Annotated in this window: 11 protein-coding genes, 1 pseudogene and 2 riboswitches; of the genes and pseudogenes, 5 read left to right on the plus strand and 7 right to left on the minus strand. The window is 53.0% G+C overall.

All coding sequences use genetic code 11. The features are described 5' to 3' along the window. The coding region (locus MOMUL_RS10485; protein ID WP_153018361.1) for an integrase core domain-containing protein at nt 1–271 on the plus strand (271 nt) is incomplete at its 5' end. A gap of 109 nt (nt 272–380) precedes the next feature. Here the strand turns inward: MOMUL_RS10485 and MOMUL_RS10490 are convergent. The 7 genes and pseudogenes from MOMUL_RS10490 to MOMUL_RS10520 all read right to left on the minus strand — a co-directional run bounded on the left by MOMUL_RS10490 (nt 381) and on the right by MOMUL_RS10520 (nt 9,938). Further along, nucleotides 381–1,433, minus strand: a complete 1,053-nt coding sequence (locus MOMUL_RS10490; protein ID WP_062284746.1) for a protein-glutamate methylesterase/protein-glutamine glutaminase — start codon at nt 1,431–1,433, stop codon at nt 381–383. Then, nucleotides 1,430–2,938, minus strand: coding sequence for a chemotaxis protein CheW (locus MOMUL_RS10495; protein ID WP_062284748.1), 1,509 nt, complete (start codon nt 2,936–2,938; stop codon nt 1,430–1,432). The genes MOMUL_RS10490 and MOMUL_RS10495 overlap by 4 nt, the downstream gene beginning before the upstream one ends. A 30-nt stretch (nt 2,939–2,968) precedes the next feature. Further along, nucleotides 2,969–3,685, minus strand: a complete 717-nt coding sequence (locus MOMUL_RS17890; RefSeq protein ID WP_407937692.1) for a methyl-accepting chemotaxis protein — start codon at nt 3,683–3,685, stop codon at nt 2,969–2,971. A gap of 363 nt (nt 3,686–4,048) precedes the next feature. Beyond that, nucleotides 4,049–4,921: pseudogene (locus MOMUL_RS17895) on the minus strand (methyl-accepting chemotaxis protein); the annotation flags it as partial. Nucleotides 4,922–5,340: 419 nt separating this feature from the next. Next, a riboswitch (cyclic di-GMP riboswitch) is annotated at nt 5,341–5,427 on the minus strand. A gap of 868 nt (nt 5,428–6,295) precedes the next feature. Continuing rightward, complete coding sequence (locus tag MOMUL_RS10510) at nt 6,296–6,991, minus strand: anaerobic ribonucleoside-triphosphate reductase activating protein (RefSeq protein WP_062284754.1); 696 nt, start codon at nt 6,989–6,991, stop codon at nt 6,296–6,298. Between the two features lie 21 nt (nt 6,992–7,012). After that, on the minus strand, nt 7,013–9,097 hold the full coding sequence (locus MOMUL_RS10515; protein ID WP_062284756.1) for a ribonucleoside triphosphate reductase: 2,085 nt from the start codon (nt 9,095–9,097) through the stop codon (nt 7,013–7,015). 106 nt (nt 9,098–9,203) lie between these two features. Continuing rightward, nucleotides 9,204–9,455: riboswitch (cobalamin riboswitch) on the minus strand. 99 nt (nt 9,456–9,554) lie between these two features. Beyond that, nucleotides 9,555–9,938 carry a MerR family transcriptional regulator gene (locus tag MOMUL_RS10520; RefSeq protein WP_062284757.1) on the minus strand — a complete coding sequence of 128 codons (384 nt, stop codon included), beginning with the start codon at nt 9,936–9,938 and terminating at the stop codon, nt 9,555–9,557. 221 nt (nt 9,939–10,159) lie between these two features. Between MOMUL_RS10520 and MOMUL_RS10525 the strand changes: the two genes are divergently transcribed. From MOMUL_RS10525 to MOMUL_RS10540, 4 genes are all read left to right on the plus strand, one after another. Beyond that, nucleotides 10,160–10,480, plus strand: a complete 321-nt coding sequence (locus MOMUL_RS10525; protein WP_062284759.1) for a MerR family transcriptional regulator — start codon at nt 10,160–10,162, stop codon at nt 10,478–10,480. An 85-nt stretch (nt 10,481–10,565) separates the two neighbouring features. Next, nucleotides 10,566–11,804: a (Fe-S)-binding protein gene (locus tag MOMUL_RS10530; RefSeq protein WP_062284761.1), complete on the plus strand. Its 1,239-nt coding sequence runs from the start codon at nt 10,566–10,568 to the stop codon at nt 11,802–11,804. Between the two features lie 7 nt (nt 11,805–11,811). Beyond that, nucleotides 11,812–15,042, plus strand: a complete 3,231-nt coding sequence (locus MOMUL_RS10535; RefSeq protein ID WP_062284763.1) for an FAD-dependent oxidoreductase — start codon at nt 11,812–11,814, stop codon at nt 15,040–15,042. A 21-nt stretch (nt 15,043–15,063) separates the two neighbouring features. Continuing rightward, on the plus strand, nt 15,064–16,299 hold the full coding sequence (locus MOMUL_RS10540; protein WP_062284764.1) for an NAD(P)/FAD-dependent oxidoreductase: 1,236 nt from the start codon (nt 15,064–15,066) through the stop codon (nt 16,297–16,299). The last annotated feature ends 73 nt before the right edge of the window (nt 16,300–16,372 follow it).

The following is a 16,372-nucleotide window of genomic DNA, read 5'->3' on the forward strand; positions in this document are numbered from 1 at the left end:
CTGCAAGGATCTAGGGGTAGAGCATGAGCTTATCCCCTACAAAACGCCCAATAAGAATGCTCATATCGAGTCCTTTCACAGCATCCTGGAGGAGGAATGCCTGGCACGGTACGAATTTAATAGTTTCAGGGAGGCCTATGAGGTGATATATAAGTTTATGGACTACTATAACAATGTCCGTATCCACTCGAAGATTGGTTATTTAACTCCATCGGGATATTATGATGCTTTTCAGCGTAATTTTGTAAAAGCCTTACCAATTTGTGCCTGATGTCCAATGTTAGGGGGTCAGCCCGCTATCTTGCAGACCAAATCTATGCGGTCATTTACATCCCTGGCCTTCTCAAACGCCTCTATAAACGTTGTTATCTCGTCCATAGCTACCTCCCCCCGACTTTCCGCCGTATAATGTCCGCTATCTGATAACTGGGGGCTACTACGTCCGCACCCCCGCGTTCTATCGCGGCACGAGGCATGCCCCATACTACCGCTGTCTCCTCGCTCTCGACTACAGTCCACCCGCCGCGCCTCCTTAACTCTACCATCGCATCCGCACCGTCGTCCCCCATTCCTGTAAGAAGTACACCAATGGTTCGTTTGGGATCATACGTCTCCATCAAAGCATGTAGGGTTACATCTACTGAAGGCCGGAACTGAGCGTCTTCCGGCCTTAGAGAGAGATAACACGTAATGCCACCGCCCTGCTGTCTAAACATAAGATGGTAGCCCCCAGGAGCAAATACCGCCAGGCCATTACTCAATTTCATCCCCTCCCGGGCCTCGCACACGTGCAGCTTGCAATACTGGTCGAGGCGTTGCGCGAGGCTTGCAGTGAAGCGCGGCGGCATGTGCTGCACCACTACCACTCCCGCCGGCAGATCCCCGGGCAGGTGTGGCAGTATATCCTCCAGAGTCCTGGGCCCTCCCGTGGATACGCCTATCAGTACTACCCAGTCCAGGTCCGTGATAGTAGTTACCGGGATTTGTTTTTCCACACGGGAAACCCTTCTACCAGGCGTTCTCTTTGGCAGCCGCGCCTTAGCCGCCGCCCGGACCTTGCCTATGATCTCATCCGCTAGCCTGCTTATGCCCAACGAAATGGTGCCGTCCGGTTTCGCTATAAAGTCTACTGCTCCAAGCTCCAGGGCCTCAAACGTTATGAGCGCGTCCTCCTGGGTCAATGACGAAATCATGACTACTTTTGCGGTTGTCTTCAAGGTTATATGCTGCAAGGCGGTAAGGCCATCCATGCGGGGCATGTTGATATCCAGGGTGACCACGTCGGGCTGGAGGGTAATGGCCTTCTCCATACCCTCCTGCCCATCCCGTGCCACGTCCACTACTTCGATATCGGGTGCCCCCTCTAGTATTTGCCTTATAACTCTTCGCATGAACGCTGAATCGTCTACTACTAGTACCCGTATAGGCTTCATCCGCTGATATCCGTCTCCTCCACCACTTCCATAAGTTCGGCGCCCTCTTCCCAGGACATTACCCGCGCCGGGTCTAAAAGTATTACGTTACGCTCGCCGTTAAACTTGGCTATCCCTGCCACGAAAGACTGGATACTGTCCTTCAATAAAACTTGCGGAGTGGCTTCAATGCTGCTCACACTAATTTTGACTACTTCCTTTACGCCGTCGACCATAAGGCCCATCACTGAAGTATTCCCTTCGCAGATTAAAATTCGTACCTGTTCATCTATTTCTCTCTCGGGATAGCCGAATTTGCACCGCAAGTCGATAATCGGCACTATGCTCCCGCGAAGGTTCAATATCCCTTTTACAAAATCAGGCGTCCTGGGTACGGCGGTTATACGCCCTGCGCGAATTATCTCGCGTACGCTATCTATGGGCAGGGCAAACTCTTCTTCACCCAGGAAGAAAGTCACAAGCTGCCGCTCCTCTTCTAGCGTTTTATGGCTATATGCGCTGACTTCATCTGCCCCGCCTTGTTCCCATTCCGTAAGAAATGTCACGTCTCGCAACAGTCTGGAGGCTTCAAGTGTAAATAACATGCGCTCGTCGGTTAGCCGGCAAATGGCAGCAAACTCGTCCCCGCTACGCCTCACAACTGCAGGCACGGGTTCCAATAAACGCTCTGCCACCCTCAGAACCTCAGCTACGCTGTCCACTACAAGACCAACCGCTACTCTCTTGCCTTCCCCCACGTACGCGACTACTATCCTGCCACCAGCAACTTCTCCTTCAGGAAGACCGAAAAGCCTTCTCATACTTATAAGGGGTAAAACCCTGTCCCGCAATGACACCAATCCCAGTACATAAGGAGGAGCATCAGGCACCACATTCCAGTTTTCCGGTAAATGCACTATTTCTTGAACATCAGCGATGTCCAAAGCGTACTCTTCTTTTCCTACTTGGAAGGTCAAAAGTTGTTGCTCGTTTTCCTCGGCCTTACTTTCTTCTTCTTTCGCACCAAGGTTCTCGTACTCTTTAGTGTCTTTAAGGGAAACAACACTGCTGTCGTTTAAACCCACATCTTTAAGCATCTGGTCCATTTCTATAAGTAGGACAAGCTTGCCCTCGCCCACACGTGCTGCCCTCGTAACGTAACCTCCAGTATCACCTTTTTTCTGGAATTCCTCTACGGCTTCCCCTGGAATATCTACAACGCCGTCTACCCGGTCCACAACATAGCCCGCCTGCTTCCCTCCAGCATTAACAACTATCACCCGGTTGCTCTCGTCATCATTCGTAGCATTTATGCCTAACCGCAGGCGGGTGTCATAAATCGGGAGAATGTTGCCCCTTAGGTTGGCGAGCCCCCGCATGTACGGGGGCGTCAGGGGCACCTTCACCACGTAAGGAACGCGAATGATCTCCTGGAGGTACTCTATTGCTATGCCGTAGCTTTCCTGTCCCAAACGAAATACCACGTATTGGTCAAGGCTTGCAACCGACCCACCGGCTATTGCCATATACCTTCCTCCTCGTTTACTCCGATTTCTTTAGCCCTGCTGGAGCTCGTCCGCCAGGGCTGCAATTTCCTCGATAGCCTGGGCAAGCTCTTTCATGCCTTCCGCTTGCTGGCGGCTGGCGGTGGCTGCTTCTTCTGCCGCTTTACTGGCTTCCTGGGCAGCCGTACTTATCTGTTCTACTCCTTTGGCTGCCTCTTCTACCCTTAGGAGGCTTTCATCTGCCTGCTTTTTAACCGTTTCCACCCCTTCAACGACCACCCGCATATCGGTTTCGATAAGGTCAAGGTCGGCCGTTGTCTTTTGGGCTTTTTCCGCTTCCTTTTGAACTACATCTCCAATAGTAGTAATGTCCCGGAGTACGTTCGTTACTTGCTCTTGAATACCCTTTACCATTTCCTTAATCTGCTCAGCGTTGCGGGCACTCTCCTGGGCAAGGTTCCGGATGTCTGAAGCTACTACCGCAAACCCCTTGCCGTACTCGCCAGCCCGGGCTGCCTCTATAGCGCCGCTTACCGCCAGCATGTTGGTCTGGATGCTTACGCTCGCAATGGTATCTACTATCTTGTCGATCATGCGGGCGTTCCGCTCAAGCTGGTTAACCTTGTGTACGTTCTCAAGGTTGGTGACTGCCGCCTGCCTTATCCCTTTAATCAGCTCATTTACCCTGACTTTGTTCTCAGCCAGTAAGTCACTAAGTTCCTGTGCTGCAGATTTAGACTCATCGGCCTCCTTTGCAATTACTCCCATCGATTTTTCGATCTGCTTGATGGCCACGGAGGCTTCCTCGGACGCTGAAGCCTGCTGCTCTGCCGATTTCGCTATTTGATTTAGGGCCGCGTTGATCTCTTCTGCCGAACGGCTGGCCTCCTCAATGGCCGAGGATAGTTCTTCTGCCGCTGCCGCCAGGCCCTCAGCTGATTTGACCACATCAGTCGAGTGCTTGAGTTCATCAGCCAGATCGGCTAAATTATTACTGTTATTGCTTATCTCGTCTAGTGCCCGGACCTGTTGCTGAACCCCCTGCAAGGCCTGCTCAGTGGCGCTGGCCTGCTCCTCAGCAGTAGCAGCTATCTGTTCACTACCTTTCTGGAACTCGGCTACCGCTTTTTCTACTTCAGTGACCAGTTGCTCAATTCTAGTAGCTCCTTCCACTACATTGGCTACAGAAGTAGCTATCTTCTTAAGTTCTTCAGTGATAGTCTTGCCTTTTTCCGTCTCGCCCCTGGCTACCTCAGCTGCCTTGTTGATGGCTTCAGCCACCGTGCGCACGTCTTCCTGCACGCTGTCTACTATCTTCCGTATGTCGCTGGCCGCTTTCTCGGAAGTCTCTGCTAAGGTTCTTACTTCGTCCGCAACTACAGCAAACCCGCGGCCGTGCTCTCCAGCCCGCGCCGCCTCAATGGCAGCGTTCAGGGCTAGAAGGTTGGTCTGGTCGGCTATTCTTACCACGGTCCGGACGATCTCGCCAATCTTGGACGCCTCTTCTTCCAGCTTTGCTACTACTCTAGCCGACTCCTCGTTTCTGGCTGCGCTGGCGTCTACCCCTTGTATCAAAACCTCAATATCGTCACTCGTGCGGCTCACAAGATTCCTTATGGCTTCACAACGGCTCACGGACTCCCGAGTCTGCTTTACCGAAACCTTAGCAGCTTCGCCAATAACCCGAATAGCGGACAGGGATTGCTGGGTAGCACCGCTGGCCTCCTGTGCACCGCTAGCTATCTGCTCCATGGCAGTGCGCAATTCTTGTACTGCGCTGGAAGCCTCTTCCACGCCAGAAGAAAGTTGCTCCGTTGCACTGGCTACCCTTTCAGCGATCTGTTGCTGCTTCGCAAAAGTCCGTGCTTGCTTCCTCCGGGACTCCATTTCCTTTTTGTCACCTTCTTTGATTGCTCCACTTTTACTGGTATCGCTGTATATCCCTCGGTTAGCAGAAGGTAAAGGCTCCAGTGTTTTGGTGGCATTAATAGCCATGATTATCATGTCCTCCTTAGGTTTTATTATTTTATGTGTTATAAATTAATCTAAATACCATTTTAAAACAACTTATTAGTTTATTGCCATTTATCTTGTGGGTACCCATAATTGGTTTCAGCCTTCTTTAACATGTAAATATCTGTTAAGCTCGTTAAAAGGCTTCTTGATATGTGAACTATTCCTACGTCGTATTGTAACCTGAGTTCATACAGCCACCCCCCTCCTAAACCTAATTCCATAACTACACATCAAGTAAACTGTCCTGGTATAGAAAATTTATGGGTACCCTCAACCCTTCTTCACAAGGCATTCTATGGCTACAATACTCATTACAGTTTATTATTTCCATATAGTATAAATTAAGGGAACAGGTTACCTGTTCCCTCTAAGAGCCAACACAATTCCCTTCCTCTCCCAGAAGGTCCACCGGCAACCTGGCAACCATAACTTATACAAGCCTTAGGCCCACGGCTTTGCGCCCCCGCCTTTCAACGGGTTTGCCCTTAACGGTGTCTTCCTGTCAGTTATGGGGTTTTCAGGGTAGTTCCCATTTAACTACCCTTTAACATGTAGCGTTACCAAGCTTTTGGGATAAACAATCCACCATTTTTCCTCCATTAGAACCACAATTACCAACTTCTTCCCGTATAGGTAGCCGGGTAAGTGTCCGCACTTTACCCTCCTTAATCTGGGCTATTAGTTCTTCGTACGCAGCCAATAGTTCGTTAATTTCTTCCTCGGTTAATGGGCCATCAACCATACTTTGCTCCCCCGTACACAAATGTCCAATGATTTCTGGTGGTAGGTGTTACCTGGCTTGTTACCTTACTTGGCATTTAACCATAGCCTTGAGGATTTTTCCTTACCGCTGCATGGTAAAGGAAAAAGCTGCCAGTAAAAGGCAAAAACCTACGCCAGTGGCGCTCAAACCCATGAAAGGGCTTTCGGCCCATGGCTTTACGCCTCTGCCTTTCGACTGTTTGCCTTGAGCGTACGATACGTAGGGAAAGTGAGTTTACCGTTGGTTTAGGGGAATTATGGAAAAGAAGAATAATTTTACCGCGGGCATGGTAAAAGTAGAGGAGGTAAAATAGAAAGAGGGTGTAAAGAAGATCTATTTCCAGCAATCGGGAGTTATGGTAATCGTACCCCCCCCCCCCCATATTGGAACTATTTTACTTTTGACGTATCTAAACCCTCTCATTTTGACAGCCCTTCTCCCAAGGTTTAGTACTTTGATAGATATTTTATTCGAGAAGATTTTATTCGACATGTTACTCTAATTTCCTGCAGGTTTCCTTAAAAAATCTCTTTAAAAAGGGACTTGATCTTATGAGGGGCTTCCAAGATATCAAATGGCCTGCCACCAGCTTTTATTCGTTAAATCCTGATTTCCACGTTAGCAAAAAAGGGCTGTAATTTTTGCGCGATATTGTTTAAAGTCGCCCCGGGATAAGGAAGGATATCCCGGAAGTTACCATCCAGCAACGTTCCGGCAGGCCGGTACTGCTGTAGTACGTAACGCCGTGCTCCACGCAGCAACCGGCCTATGGCCAGGAAATCTTCCTCCAGTAACAGGCCGGGAACTACCGTGGTACGAAATTCATAAGCCACCCGGCTGTTTTTAATGAGAGCAATACTTTCCCTTACTGCCTCCAGGTCCGCCCTGGTGCCGGTTAAAAGGTTATACTTCTCCGGCGGCGCTTTAACATCCATAGCCACATAATCCAGCAATCCTCCGGCCAGCAGCCTGGCTAGAACTTCCGGCTGCGTGCCGTTGGTATCCAGTTTGACTTTAAAACCGCAGGATTTCAGAGAGAGGATAAATTCCTCCAGTCCCGGCGCCAGGGTTGGCTCTCCTCCGGTTATACAAACGGCCTGCACCCAGGAGCGGCGCCGACTCAACAGGTTTAAAACCTCATCAGGGCTGATTTCCGGCAAAGTAAAAGGACGTAGCACCAGGTCGGCATTATGGCACCAGGGGCAGCGGAAATTGCACCCGCCATAAAAGACGGTGGTGCAGACCTCGCTGGGGAAGTCCACCAGGCTCGTTAACTGGATGCCTCTAATGGTTATGGGTACCGCCCCCTTAAAACATCAGGTGACAGGACGAAAGCTCCGCCGCTCCCGGAACTCCTCCTGCTTGCCTTTATTCCAGTTCTTCACCGGCCGGTAATAGCCGACGATCCGGCTCCAGACCTCCGTTTCCCGGCCGCAGGCCGGGCATGTCCACTGCTCGCCGGAAAGATACCCGTGCTCGGGGCAGATGCTGAAGGTAGGCGTAATGGTGAAATAAGGCAGGCGGAAATTATGCATCACCGCCTGCAGAAAACGCCGGCAGGTTGCTGTATCAGTCACCCTTTCCCCCAGGTAGGCGTGAAAGACCGTACCTCCGGTATATTTTAGCTGCAGCTCGTCCTGGTGCTCCAGGGCGGTAAAAACGTCGTCGGTGTAGCCGACCGGTAGGTGGGTGGAATTGGTATAATACGGTTCTTGTGTCCCGGAGGTGATAATATCAGGATAAAGGCGCCTGTCCAGGCGGGCCAGGCGGTAAGAAGTGCCCTCCGCCGGGGTGGCCTCCAGGTTAAAGAGCTGGCCGGTTTCTTCCTGGTAAGCAGTCAATACCGAACGCATGAAGTCCAGCACCTCCAGGGCCATTCCCCTTCCTTCCCGGGTCTCGATGCCTTTGCCCATAAAATTAAGAAGGGCTTCATGCATGCCGACAATGCCGATGGTATTGAAATGGTTCTCCCAGTACCTGCCGAAACGCTCTTTAACCTGCCGCAAATAGAACCGGGAGTAAGGATAAAGCCCCTGCTCCGTAAGTTTTTCTAGTATGTTACGCTTCAAAAGCAGGCTCTCCTTCGCCAGATCCATCCTTACCTTGAGGCCGGCGAAGAATTCTTCCTTGTTTTTGGAAAGATAACCTAGACGGGGCAAATTTATGGTCACTACCCCGATAGACCCGGTAAGGGGGTTAGCCCCAAAGAGACCGCCGCCGCGTTTTTTAAGTTCCCGGTTATCCAGACGCAGGCGGCAGCACATGCTGCGCACGTCCTCAGGCTTTAAATCGGAGTTGATAAAGTTGGCAAAGTAGGGGATGCCGTATTTAGCCGTCATGGCCATGATCTTATCTGCCACCGGGGTTTCCCAGGGAAAATCAGGCGTGATGTTGTACGTGGGTATGGGGAAGGTAAAAATGCGGCCCCGGGCGTCCCCCTCCATCATCACCTCGCAAAAGGCTATGTTCAGCCAGTCCATCTCTTGCTGGAAGTCGCCGTAGCATTCCTTACGCCGCTCGCCGCCGATGATCACCGGCTCGCCGGCTAAAACCTGCGGTACGACCACATCCATGGTCAGGTTGACAAAGGGCGTCTGGAAGCCCACCCTGGTGGGCACATTGAGATTAAAGATAAACTCCTGCAGGGCCTGCTTGACTTCCCGGTAGTCCAGGCCGTCGTAACGGATAAAGGGAGCCAGGTAAGTATCGAAACTGGAAAAGGCCTGGGCACCGGCAGCTTCCCCCTGCAAGGTATAAAAGAAATTGGCTATCTGACCCAGGGCCGTCCGGAAATGCCGGGGTGGCGCGCTTTCCACCTTTTGACCCACGCCGGCAAAGCCGCTTTCCAGCAGATCGGCCAGGTCCCAGCCACAGCAATAGGGCGCCAGCAACCCCAGGTCGTGGATATGGATATCGCCCCTTTCATGGGCCTCGCGGATGGCCGGCGGGTAGACCTTTTCCAGCCAGTACCTCGAACTGACGGCGGCAATGATATGGTTGTTGAGGCCCTGGAGGGAATAATTCATGTTACTGTTCTCATTAATCCGCCAGTCCTGGCCGTCAAGGTAGCCCTGGACCATTTCCTGCACGTTGACCAGGAGGTGGCGGAAATCCCGCCATTCCGCATGTTGTTGCCGGTAAAGTATATAGGCCTTGGCCGTCCGGGCATGGCCGTTCTCAATCAATACTTTTTCTACCAGGTCCTGCACGTCTTCGACGGTAGGCAGCCTGTCGGCAAATTTTTCCGCTAAAAGGGCCGTCACCTGGTTGGCCAGCCGGCTGGCCAGGCGGCGGTCCTGGCCCCCGACAGCCAGGGCCGCTTTATAAATAGCATTGATAATCCTTTCCTCGTCAAAATCAACTACCCGGCCGTCGCGCTTGATGATCTTCCTGGGTATCATGATAAAATTTTAATCTCCTTTCGCCTGCCTGAATTAAAAACCCCAACCACGCCTGCGTAGCTGGGGTAAATTCTTCCTTACCTCACCTTCACCATGGCCGTGGTTTAACGGTGAAATCCCACGGGCAGGTCTCCTGGCTCGGGTTCAACGCTCCCTGCTACCTTCCCAGTCCAGCACTCAGCTCCTTTAGCTGCACTACTCCGGGTACTTCTTAATACTATAAGAAATTAACCCGTAGCGGTAAATATCTTGCTGAGTGCTGGACCAGTGGCTCCTTTAGCAGGTACTCCCCCTTACAGTGGCGGCACCGCGCCGGACTTGCACCGGCTTCCCTGGCACCCGCGAGAATCGTTTTCTGGTAATGTTCGACAAAGAAGAGGCAAATTCCTGCCGTTATAACTATCCCCCTGGTCAATAACGGTTTTTATTCACCAGGGGCTCTTTTTTCCTGTTGGAATTACTTTATTTCCTGGCTTCTATGGGGGCATGTATTACAAAGGGAGGGATCGTCAAAGGAAATCTGGCAGTACGTACCTTCCTCCTTCCAGCATGGCTTGGCGCACCCTATGCGTTCAGTCTTACGGGAGCAGGCCGGGCAGTCCTCGTATAACCAGCAGGGATAAAAGGCCAGGTAGTGTTTGATGGAGTTTAAATTGAAGCCTTTATCAATGAGCTTTTGAATGAAGCGCAGCCGTTTCAAATCATTATTTGAGTAAAGGCGCCGCCCGTTCTTGCGTGCGGGCTGGATGAGTTTATGCCTTTCCCAGACCCGCAGGGTGCCCGGCTGTATGCCCAGTAAATCGGCGACCACGCTGATGGTATATAACATTTGTTCCGACATGGGAAGCCGCCTCGCTTAACAATCAGGTTATAAATTATTTACAGCTTTATTTTACGTTAACTTATCATCCCAGATCAAGTGTCGCTTTTCTCCTTTTGGAAACATATTTTCGCTATATCTAAATAACTTTCTTATAATATTTTTTATAAGTTTATTGACATGATTATGTTCAACAAATATGATATAAGTAAGATCAATAGTAAGCGGGGCGAAGAAGGCCGGTGTATCCCATCGGTATGGTTATCCAGGTCTTAGATATTTCTCCCCACCGCCTGCGTCGCTGGGAACGAAAGGGACTGGTCGTTCCCACGAGGAAAAACGGCCGGCGCTGCTATTCGGAACTGGACTTACAGCGGTTAATGTTTATTAAACGTCTCCTTGAGGGCAAGCACTGCCGGCTCGCAGACCTCCCCCATTACCTCGCCTTTTACCCCTGCTGGCAGGACGGCAAATGTATAAGCACCCCTTTAGAAGAGCCAAAGGAAGGGGCGCGTCCTTGCTGGCAAAAGAAAAATTGGTATTGCCCGGGACAGGTCCCATAACATAAGGCTGGCTCCCAGCTCCACTGGAAATGATAGCCGTGGTTAAAAGGCAAGGGAATCTCAATTTTATACAGGAGTGTTGTTTATGGCCATTTTACTGGCTAAAGAAGCGCCTACCCTTACACCCCATCATCTAAATTTACAAGCAAAAATCTCCCGGGCCATGGGCGGAGCCAGCCTGCAGACCTGCCTGGCCTGCGGCGTGTGCACCGGCGGCTGCCCTACCGGCGACATCGGCGCACCAGTAGACCCCCGTAAAATGGTGCGCCTGCTCCTGTTGGGAATGGAAGACCGGCTCCTGGCGTCAGATATGATCTGGCTCTGCACCATGTGCGGCCGCTGTACAGTGTACTGCCCGGTGGGCGTGAATATGGGCGACCTGGTCCGGGCCATGCGGTCGGAACTGGCGGCAGAAGGCCGCGTCCCTGTAAACCTGCAGAAAGTGGTAGACCTGGCTCTAGAGTCTGGCAATAATATGGGGATCAGCCAGGAGGATTACCTCGACACCCTGGACTGGATGCAAGAAGAGCTCCAGGCGGAGTTCGGCAGTGAGGCGGAAATACCCGTTGATAAGAAGGACGCTAGGATATTGTACGTTATCAACCCGCGGGAAGCGAAGTTCTTCCCCCTCTCCATTCTAGCGGCGGCCAAAGTGTTCCATGCCGCCGGCGAAAGCTGGACCCTTTCCAGCCGCTACTGGGACGCGACCAACTACGCCCTTTTCTCCGGGGACGACAAAGCCGGCGCTATCCTGGTGCAGCGCCTGGCGGATGAGGTGGAGCGCCTGGGCTGCCAGGAGTTGATCATGACCGAGTGCGGCCATGCCTTCCGCGCCATTCGCTGGGGGCCAGAGCAGTGGCTGGGGCACAAACTCCCCTTCAGCGTGCGCAGTATCGTCCAGCTCATGGCCGAATACCTGCAAGACGGCCGCATCCGCCTTGACCCCTCCCGCAACAGCGAACCGGTAACCTATCACGATCCCTGCAATCTAGGCCGCAAGGAGGGCATTTTTGAAGAACCGCGGCAGATACTCCGGGCGGCGGTAACAGATTTCCGGGAGATGACACCCAACCGTGAGAATAACTACTGCTGCGGCGGCGGTGGCGGCATGCTCTCTTTGAGCGAGTTTGGCCAGGAACGGATGGCTAAAGGAAAGGTGAAAATAGAACAGATCCAGCGCACGGGAGCAAAGATTATCGCCACTCCCTGCCATAACTGCGTTGACCAATTGAACGATTTGTGCCGTCATTATCACCTCGAAGTTAAGGCGAAAAACATAGTCGAGCTGGTAGCCGACGCTCTCGTAATTAATGGCAAGGAGTGAGGTATTGATGGATAAAAATGGTTCGTTGCCGGTAGCCGTACTGGGAGCAGGCATCGCCGGGGTCCAGGCGGCTCTAGACCTGGCCTGCCTCGGCCACCAGGTAATCCTGGTAGAACGCGCTGCCCGGCCGGGGGGTAAGCTGGCTATTTTGCCGAAGACCTTTCCCACCAACGACTGCAGCGCCTGCGCTTTGACGCCCTGGAATGGTTTCTTCTGTATACGCTCCCCGCACTTTATCAGGCTGGCTGGGGAAGATAAAATCGTACTCTTGACCGGTGCTGAAGTTAAAAACTTAACCGGGAAAGCAGGCCATTTTTGTCTCCATCTTAACCGGCAGGGCCGGGAAGAAACCATCAATGTGGCTGCCATCATCCTTTGTCCCGGTTATGAGGAATATTTACCTCCCAGTTTAAACGCCCGTTACGGTTATGGCCGTTATAGCGGTGTCTTGACGGGCCTGGAGCTGGAGCAACAGTTGGCTAACAGTGGGTACCCGCACCGTCCTCCGGGCAAAGAGCCGGTGCAACGGGTGGCTTTCATCCAGTGTGCCGGCTCCCGCGATCCCGCCAACGGAGTGGCTTACTGCTCGGCCGTCTGCTGTATGTATGCCCTGAAGGAGGCCCTGATGCTTTATGAGACCGCTGCTGCTTTGAAACTCCCTTTACCGCAAATAACCCTATTTTACATGGACCTGCGTACCTACAGCAAAACTTACCAGGAATATCTAGAGAAGGCCCGGCGGGAATACGGATTAAGGCTTGTTCGTTCCCGCATTCACAGCATTATCCAGTCTCCAGGAGATCCCCGGCTGGTCATTCGCTATGCCCAGGAAAACGGCCAGATCAACGTCGAAGAATTTGACCTGGCAGTACTGGCTACCGGCTTGCGACCGCCGGATGGCGCCCGGGAACTGGCTGCCAGGCTGGGCATTAAGGTCGATACCTATGGTTTCTGCCAGTCCCCTGCCCTTTCTCCCTTGGCCACCACACGGGAAGGAGTATTTGTCGCCGGCGCCTTTAGCGGCCCCTGCGACGTAATCGACGCCGTCACCCAGGGCTCGGCCGCTGCCGCTGCCTGCGCTTCCTGGCTAAAAGAAGCAGGTTTACCCTATTGGAGTTCCCTGCCCCCTAAAATACAATTGGTTTCACTTCCTGGCGGCAATAATATCCCGCCGCGGACCGGCGTCTTTGTCTGCGGGTGTGACCAGCTGTCTGCCGGCCTGGATTTAAAGGAGCTGGAAGAATATAGCCGCTCTTTGCCTGGGGTTGCCTGGGTGGAAAGATTATCCCTTTGCGCCGGGGGGGCGGGCGAACAATTACGCCAGGCCATAAAGGAACATAGCTTAAACCGGATTGTAGTAGCTGCCTGCAGTGCGCGTGCTCTGGAACCCCTGATAAACACTTATTTGCGGCAGGCTGGCCTGCCAGGCAATGTAGCAAAGGTGGTTAATGTCCTGGATCATGCGGCCCGGATTTACAGTGGCCGGAAAGATCGCGCTACCAGAAAAGCCAGGGACCTGGTGCGGATGGCAGCGTCCAGGGCATTGACTGCTCCTGCCGGCATGGTGGAGGAATGGTCAATAACACCCGCCGCCCTGGTAATCGGTGGTGGGGTGGCCGGCATGGTTGCCGCCCTTACCCTGGCCGATCTCGATTTCGAAGTCCACCTGGTAGAAAAGGAGGGACGACTGGGTGGTAATGCCCTTCGCCTGCAGTACACCTTACAGGGCGCCGACGTTGAGGCATATCTGGCCAGGCTAAGCCAGCGTCTCAGCAAACACCCCCGCATCCATATCCACCTGGACGCTCAAGCCAGGACCATAACCGGCCAGCTGGGAAGTTTTGCTACAGAGATAGAAGGCACAGGTGGGCGAAAGGAAAACATCCGGCACGGCGTAATTATTATTGCCACCGGTGCTGCAGAAAAAAAGCCGCGGCAGTACTTGTATGGCGAGCACCCGGCAGCAATTACCGGCCTGGAGTTAGAAGACCTGCTTAAAACCCGGAGCCGGCGACTGGACAGCCTGCAAAAGGTTGTCTTTATTCAATGCGTAGATTCCCGCGATGACTCTCATCCTTACTGCAGCCGGATCTGCTGCAGTGAAACTTTAAAAAATGCCCTGGAACTCAAGAAAATTAACCCAGAAGTTGATGTATACGTGCTCAACCGGGATATTATGACCTACGGCCTGCAGGAGCAGTGGTACGAGACCGCCCGCTCTCAGGGCATCCTGTTCCTGCGTTATAACCTGGAAGCGCCGCCGGAAGTAACGGTGCCCGCAAAGAAAGCAGGGCCAGAGGGCAAAATTCAAGTCCGGGTTTACGATCCCATCCTGGGCGAAGAAATTGTCATTGATGCCGATCTCCTGGTGCTGGCGACCGGGATGGAGCCACGGGCGGAGAATTGGTGCCTGGCGTCTTTATGCCACATCCCCCTGGACGAGAATGGTTTCTTTGCTACCAGCCATCCCAAATTAAAAACTGTTGAGACGCCGGTGCCAGGCATCTTCACCTGCGGGCTGGCAGAAGGGCCTAAGAATCTCGAGGAAGCCATAGCTTCAGCTCAGGCAGCGGCCGTAAAGGCGGCCGCCCTCCTGGTGCAAGAGCGCCAAACCCTTCCCGAGCGGGTAGCCCGGGTAGAAGGCGCCTGCGCGGCCTGTCTTACCTGTGTGCGTGTTTGTCCCCATGGTGCCCCTGTAATTAAGGAACACCGTTCATATATCGATCCCCTGCTCTGCCAGGGATGCGGCGCCTGCGTGGCGGCATGCCCGGCGCAAGCCATTACCCTTACAAGTTACAGTCATACTGAAATGGAAGCTGAACTCAAGGCCCTGCCAGATGAGCCAGGAAAAGTGTTGCCTACCGTTATCTTCACCTGCAGCTACTGCGCTTATGCCAACTTTGAAAATGCTGTTGGCCTGAACTGCCAGAATGACGTTTTTGTATTGCAGGTACCGTGTTTAAGCCGGATTGGCACCTTGGAGGTGCTTAAGGCCATTGAAGCCGGCGCGCAGGAGATTTTACTGACGGGCTGCATTGAAGGCCAGTGCCACTTCCGGCCGGCCAGGGCTTTCGGCAGCCAGCGCTCTGGACCCGACCCTATGATTTGCCAGGAGCAGGCCTGGCGCCGTGTCAAGAAGATACTGGGTGAAATCGGGATTGACGAAGAAACGGTAAAGGTTCTGCGTCTCCCTCCACCAATGCCGGATAACGGGCGCCTGGCCAGTTGCCTGGGTTAAAAACCGGAAAGGGGTGCAGCCATGAAACGGACGGAGGTACTGGTTGTGGGCGGGGGTATTTGCGGGTATACGGCAGCGCTGGCTGCCAGGCGGTACTATGGCGGCAAAAAGATCACCCTGGTGCGTAAAGAAGTCCGGGCTTTAATTCCGTGGTGCCTTGCTTACAATTGCGCTAAAGGTACACTCTATAACAATGTCTTGCGGGACGACCGTCTTTATGATGAGGGAATTGAACTGGTAATCGATGAAGTGACAGCCATTGACCGCCAAGGCAAATGCGTCACCACCGCCTTTGCTGAAGATATTATTTATGATAAATTAATTCTGGCTACCGGTTCCCTCCCGGCAACGCCTTTTTTTAAAGGCGCCGACCTGCAAGGCGTGTTTGTCTTAAAAAAAGAGTTCCCCTACCTGGAAAACATTCGCGCATCTCTGGCTTCTGCCAGGTCCCTGGTCATCGTGGGTGCCGGACCCGCTGGCATAGAGTTTGCCGAGGCATGCACCGCCAACCGGCAGCTAAACGTCACCATGGTAGAACTTCTCCCCCACTGCCTGGCCTGGGCTTTTGACGATGAGTTATGCAACCTGCTGGAGGAAAACCTCCGGCAGCGAGGTATCAACATTATAACCGCAACCGGAGTAGAAGAATTGCAGGGCAATAAACGGGTTGAACAGGTGAAGCTCACCAGTGGCCGGACTTTACCTGCTGATACGGTTATTCTGGCCACAGGTGTCGTGCCCAATACCGGGCTGGCCCGGGAGGCCGGTCTGGCAACCGACGAACACGCTGGCATCCTTGTTGATGAGTATATGCGCACCAGTGATGAAGATATCTTTGCCGTTGGCGATTGTGCCGCGAAAATCTCCCCTTCCGGACCAGGGGGCGCTATTGCCAGACAGGCTACAGCAGGCGGCCGCGAGGCCCGCGTGGCCGCCGCCAATCTCTTCGCCCTCAAGCGCCCCAGGGAAATAGCTTTAGAGAAGTTCTCTGTCACCATTGGCGATCATGCCTTTGGCTCCGTGGGTCTCATTCAAAGAACGAACCCGGAAACGGGTAGAGAAATGCTAACAGTCGATATTGCTCCTGGCGTGATAGCCAGAGATGTGGCGGTAAAGGTGGCTTATGCCCGGGAAACCGGGGCAACTATTGGTGCTCAAGTCCACGGTAAGCCTCTGGGCCTGGTCCGGGAAATAATAGACCGGTTAGCGACTGCAATTCAACACCAGGCACGTTTCGACGAACTGGCCCTGGCCTGATAAACTTCAAAGACCTTGCCTACCGTTCTAAAAAGTGGCGTTAATTTACGCCACTTTTCTTGTTTTTGGGCTA

Source organism: Moorella mulderi DSM 14980 (genome assembly GCF_001594015.1).
Lineage (GTDB): Bacteria > Bacillota > DSM-521 > Neomoorellales > Neomoorellaceae > Neomoorella > Neomoorella mulderi.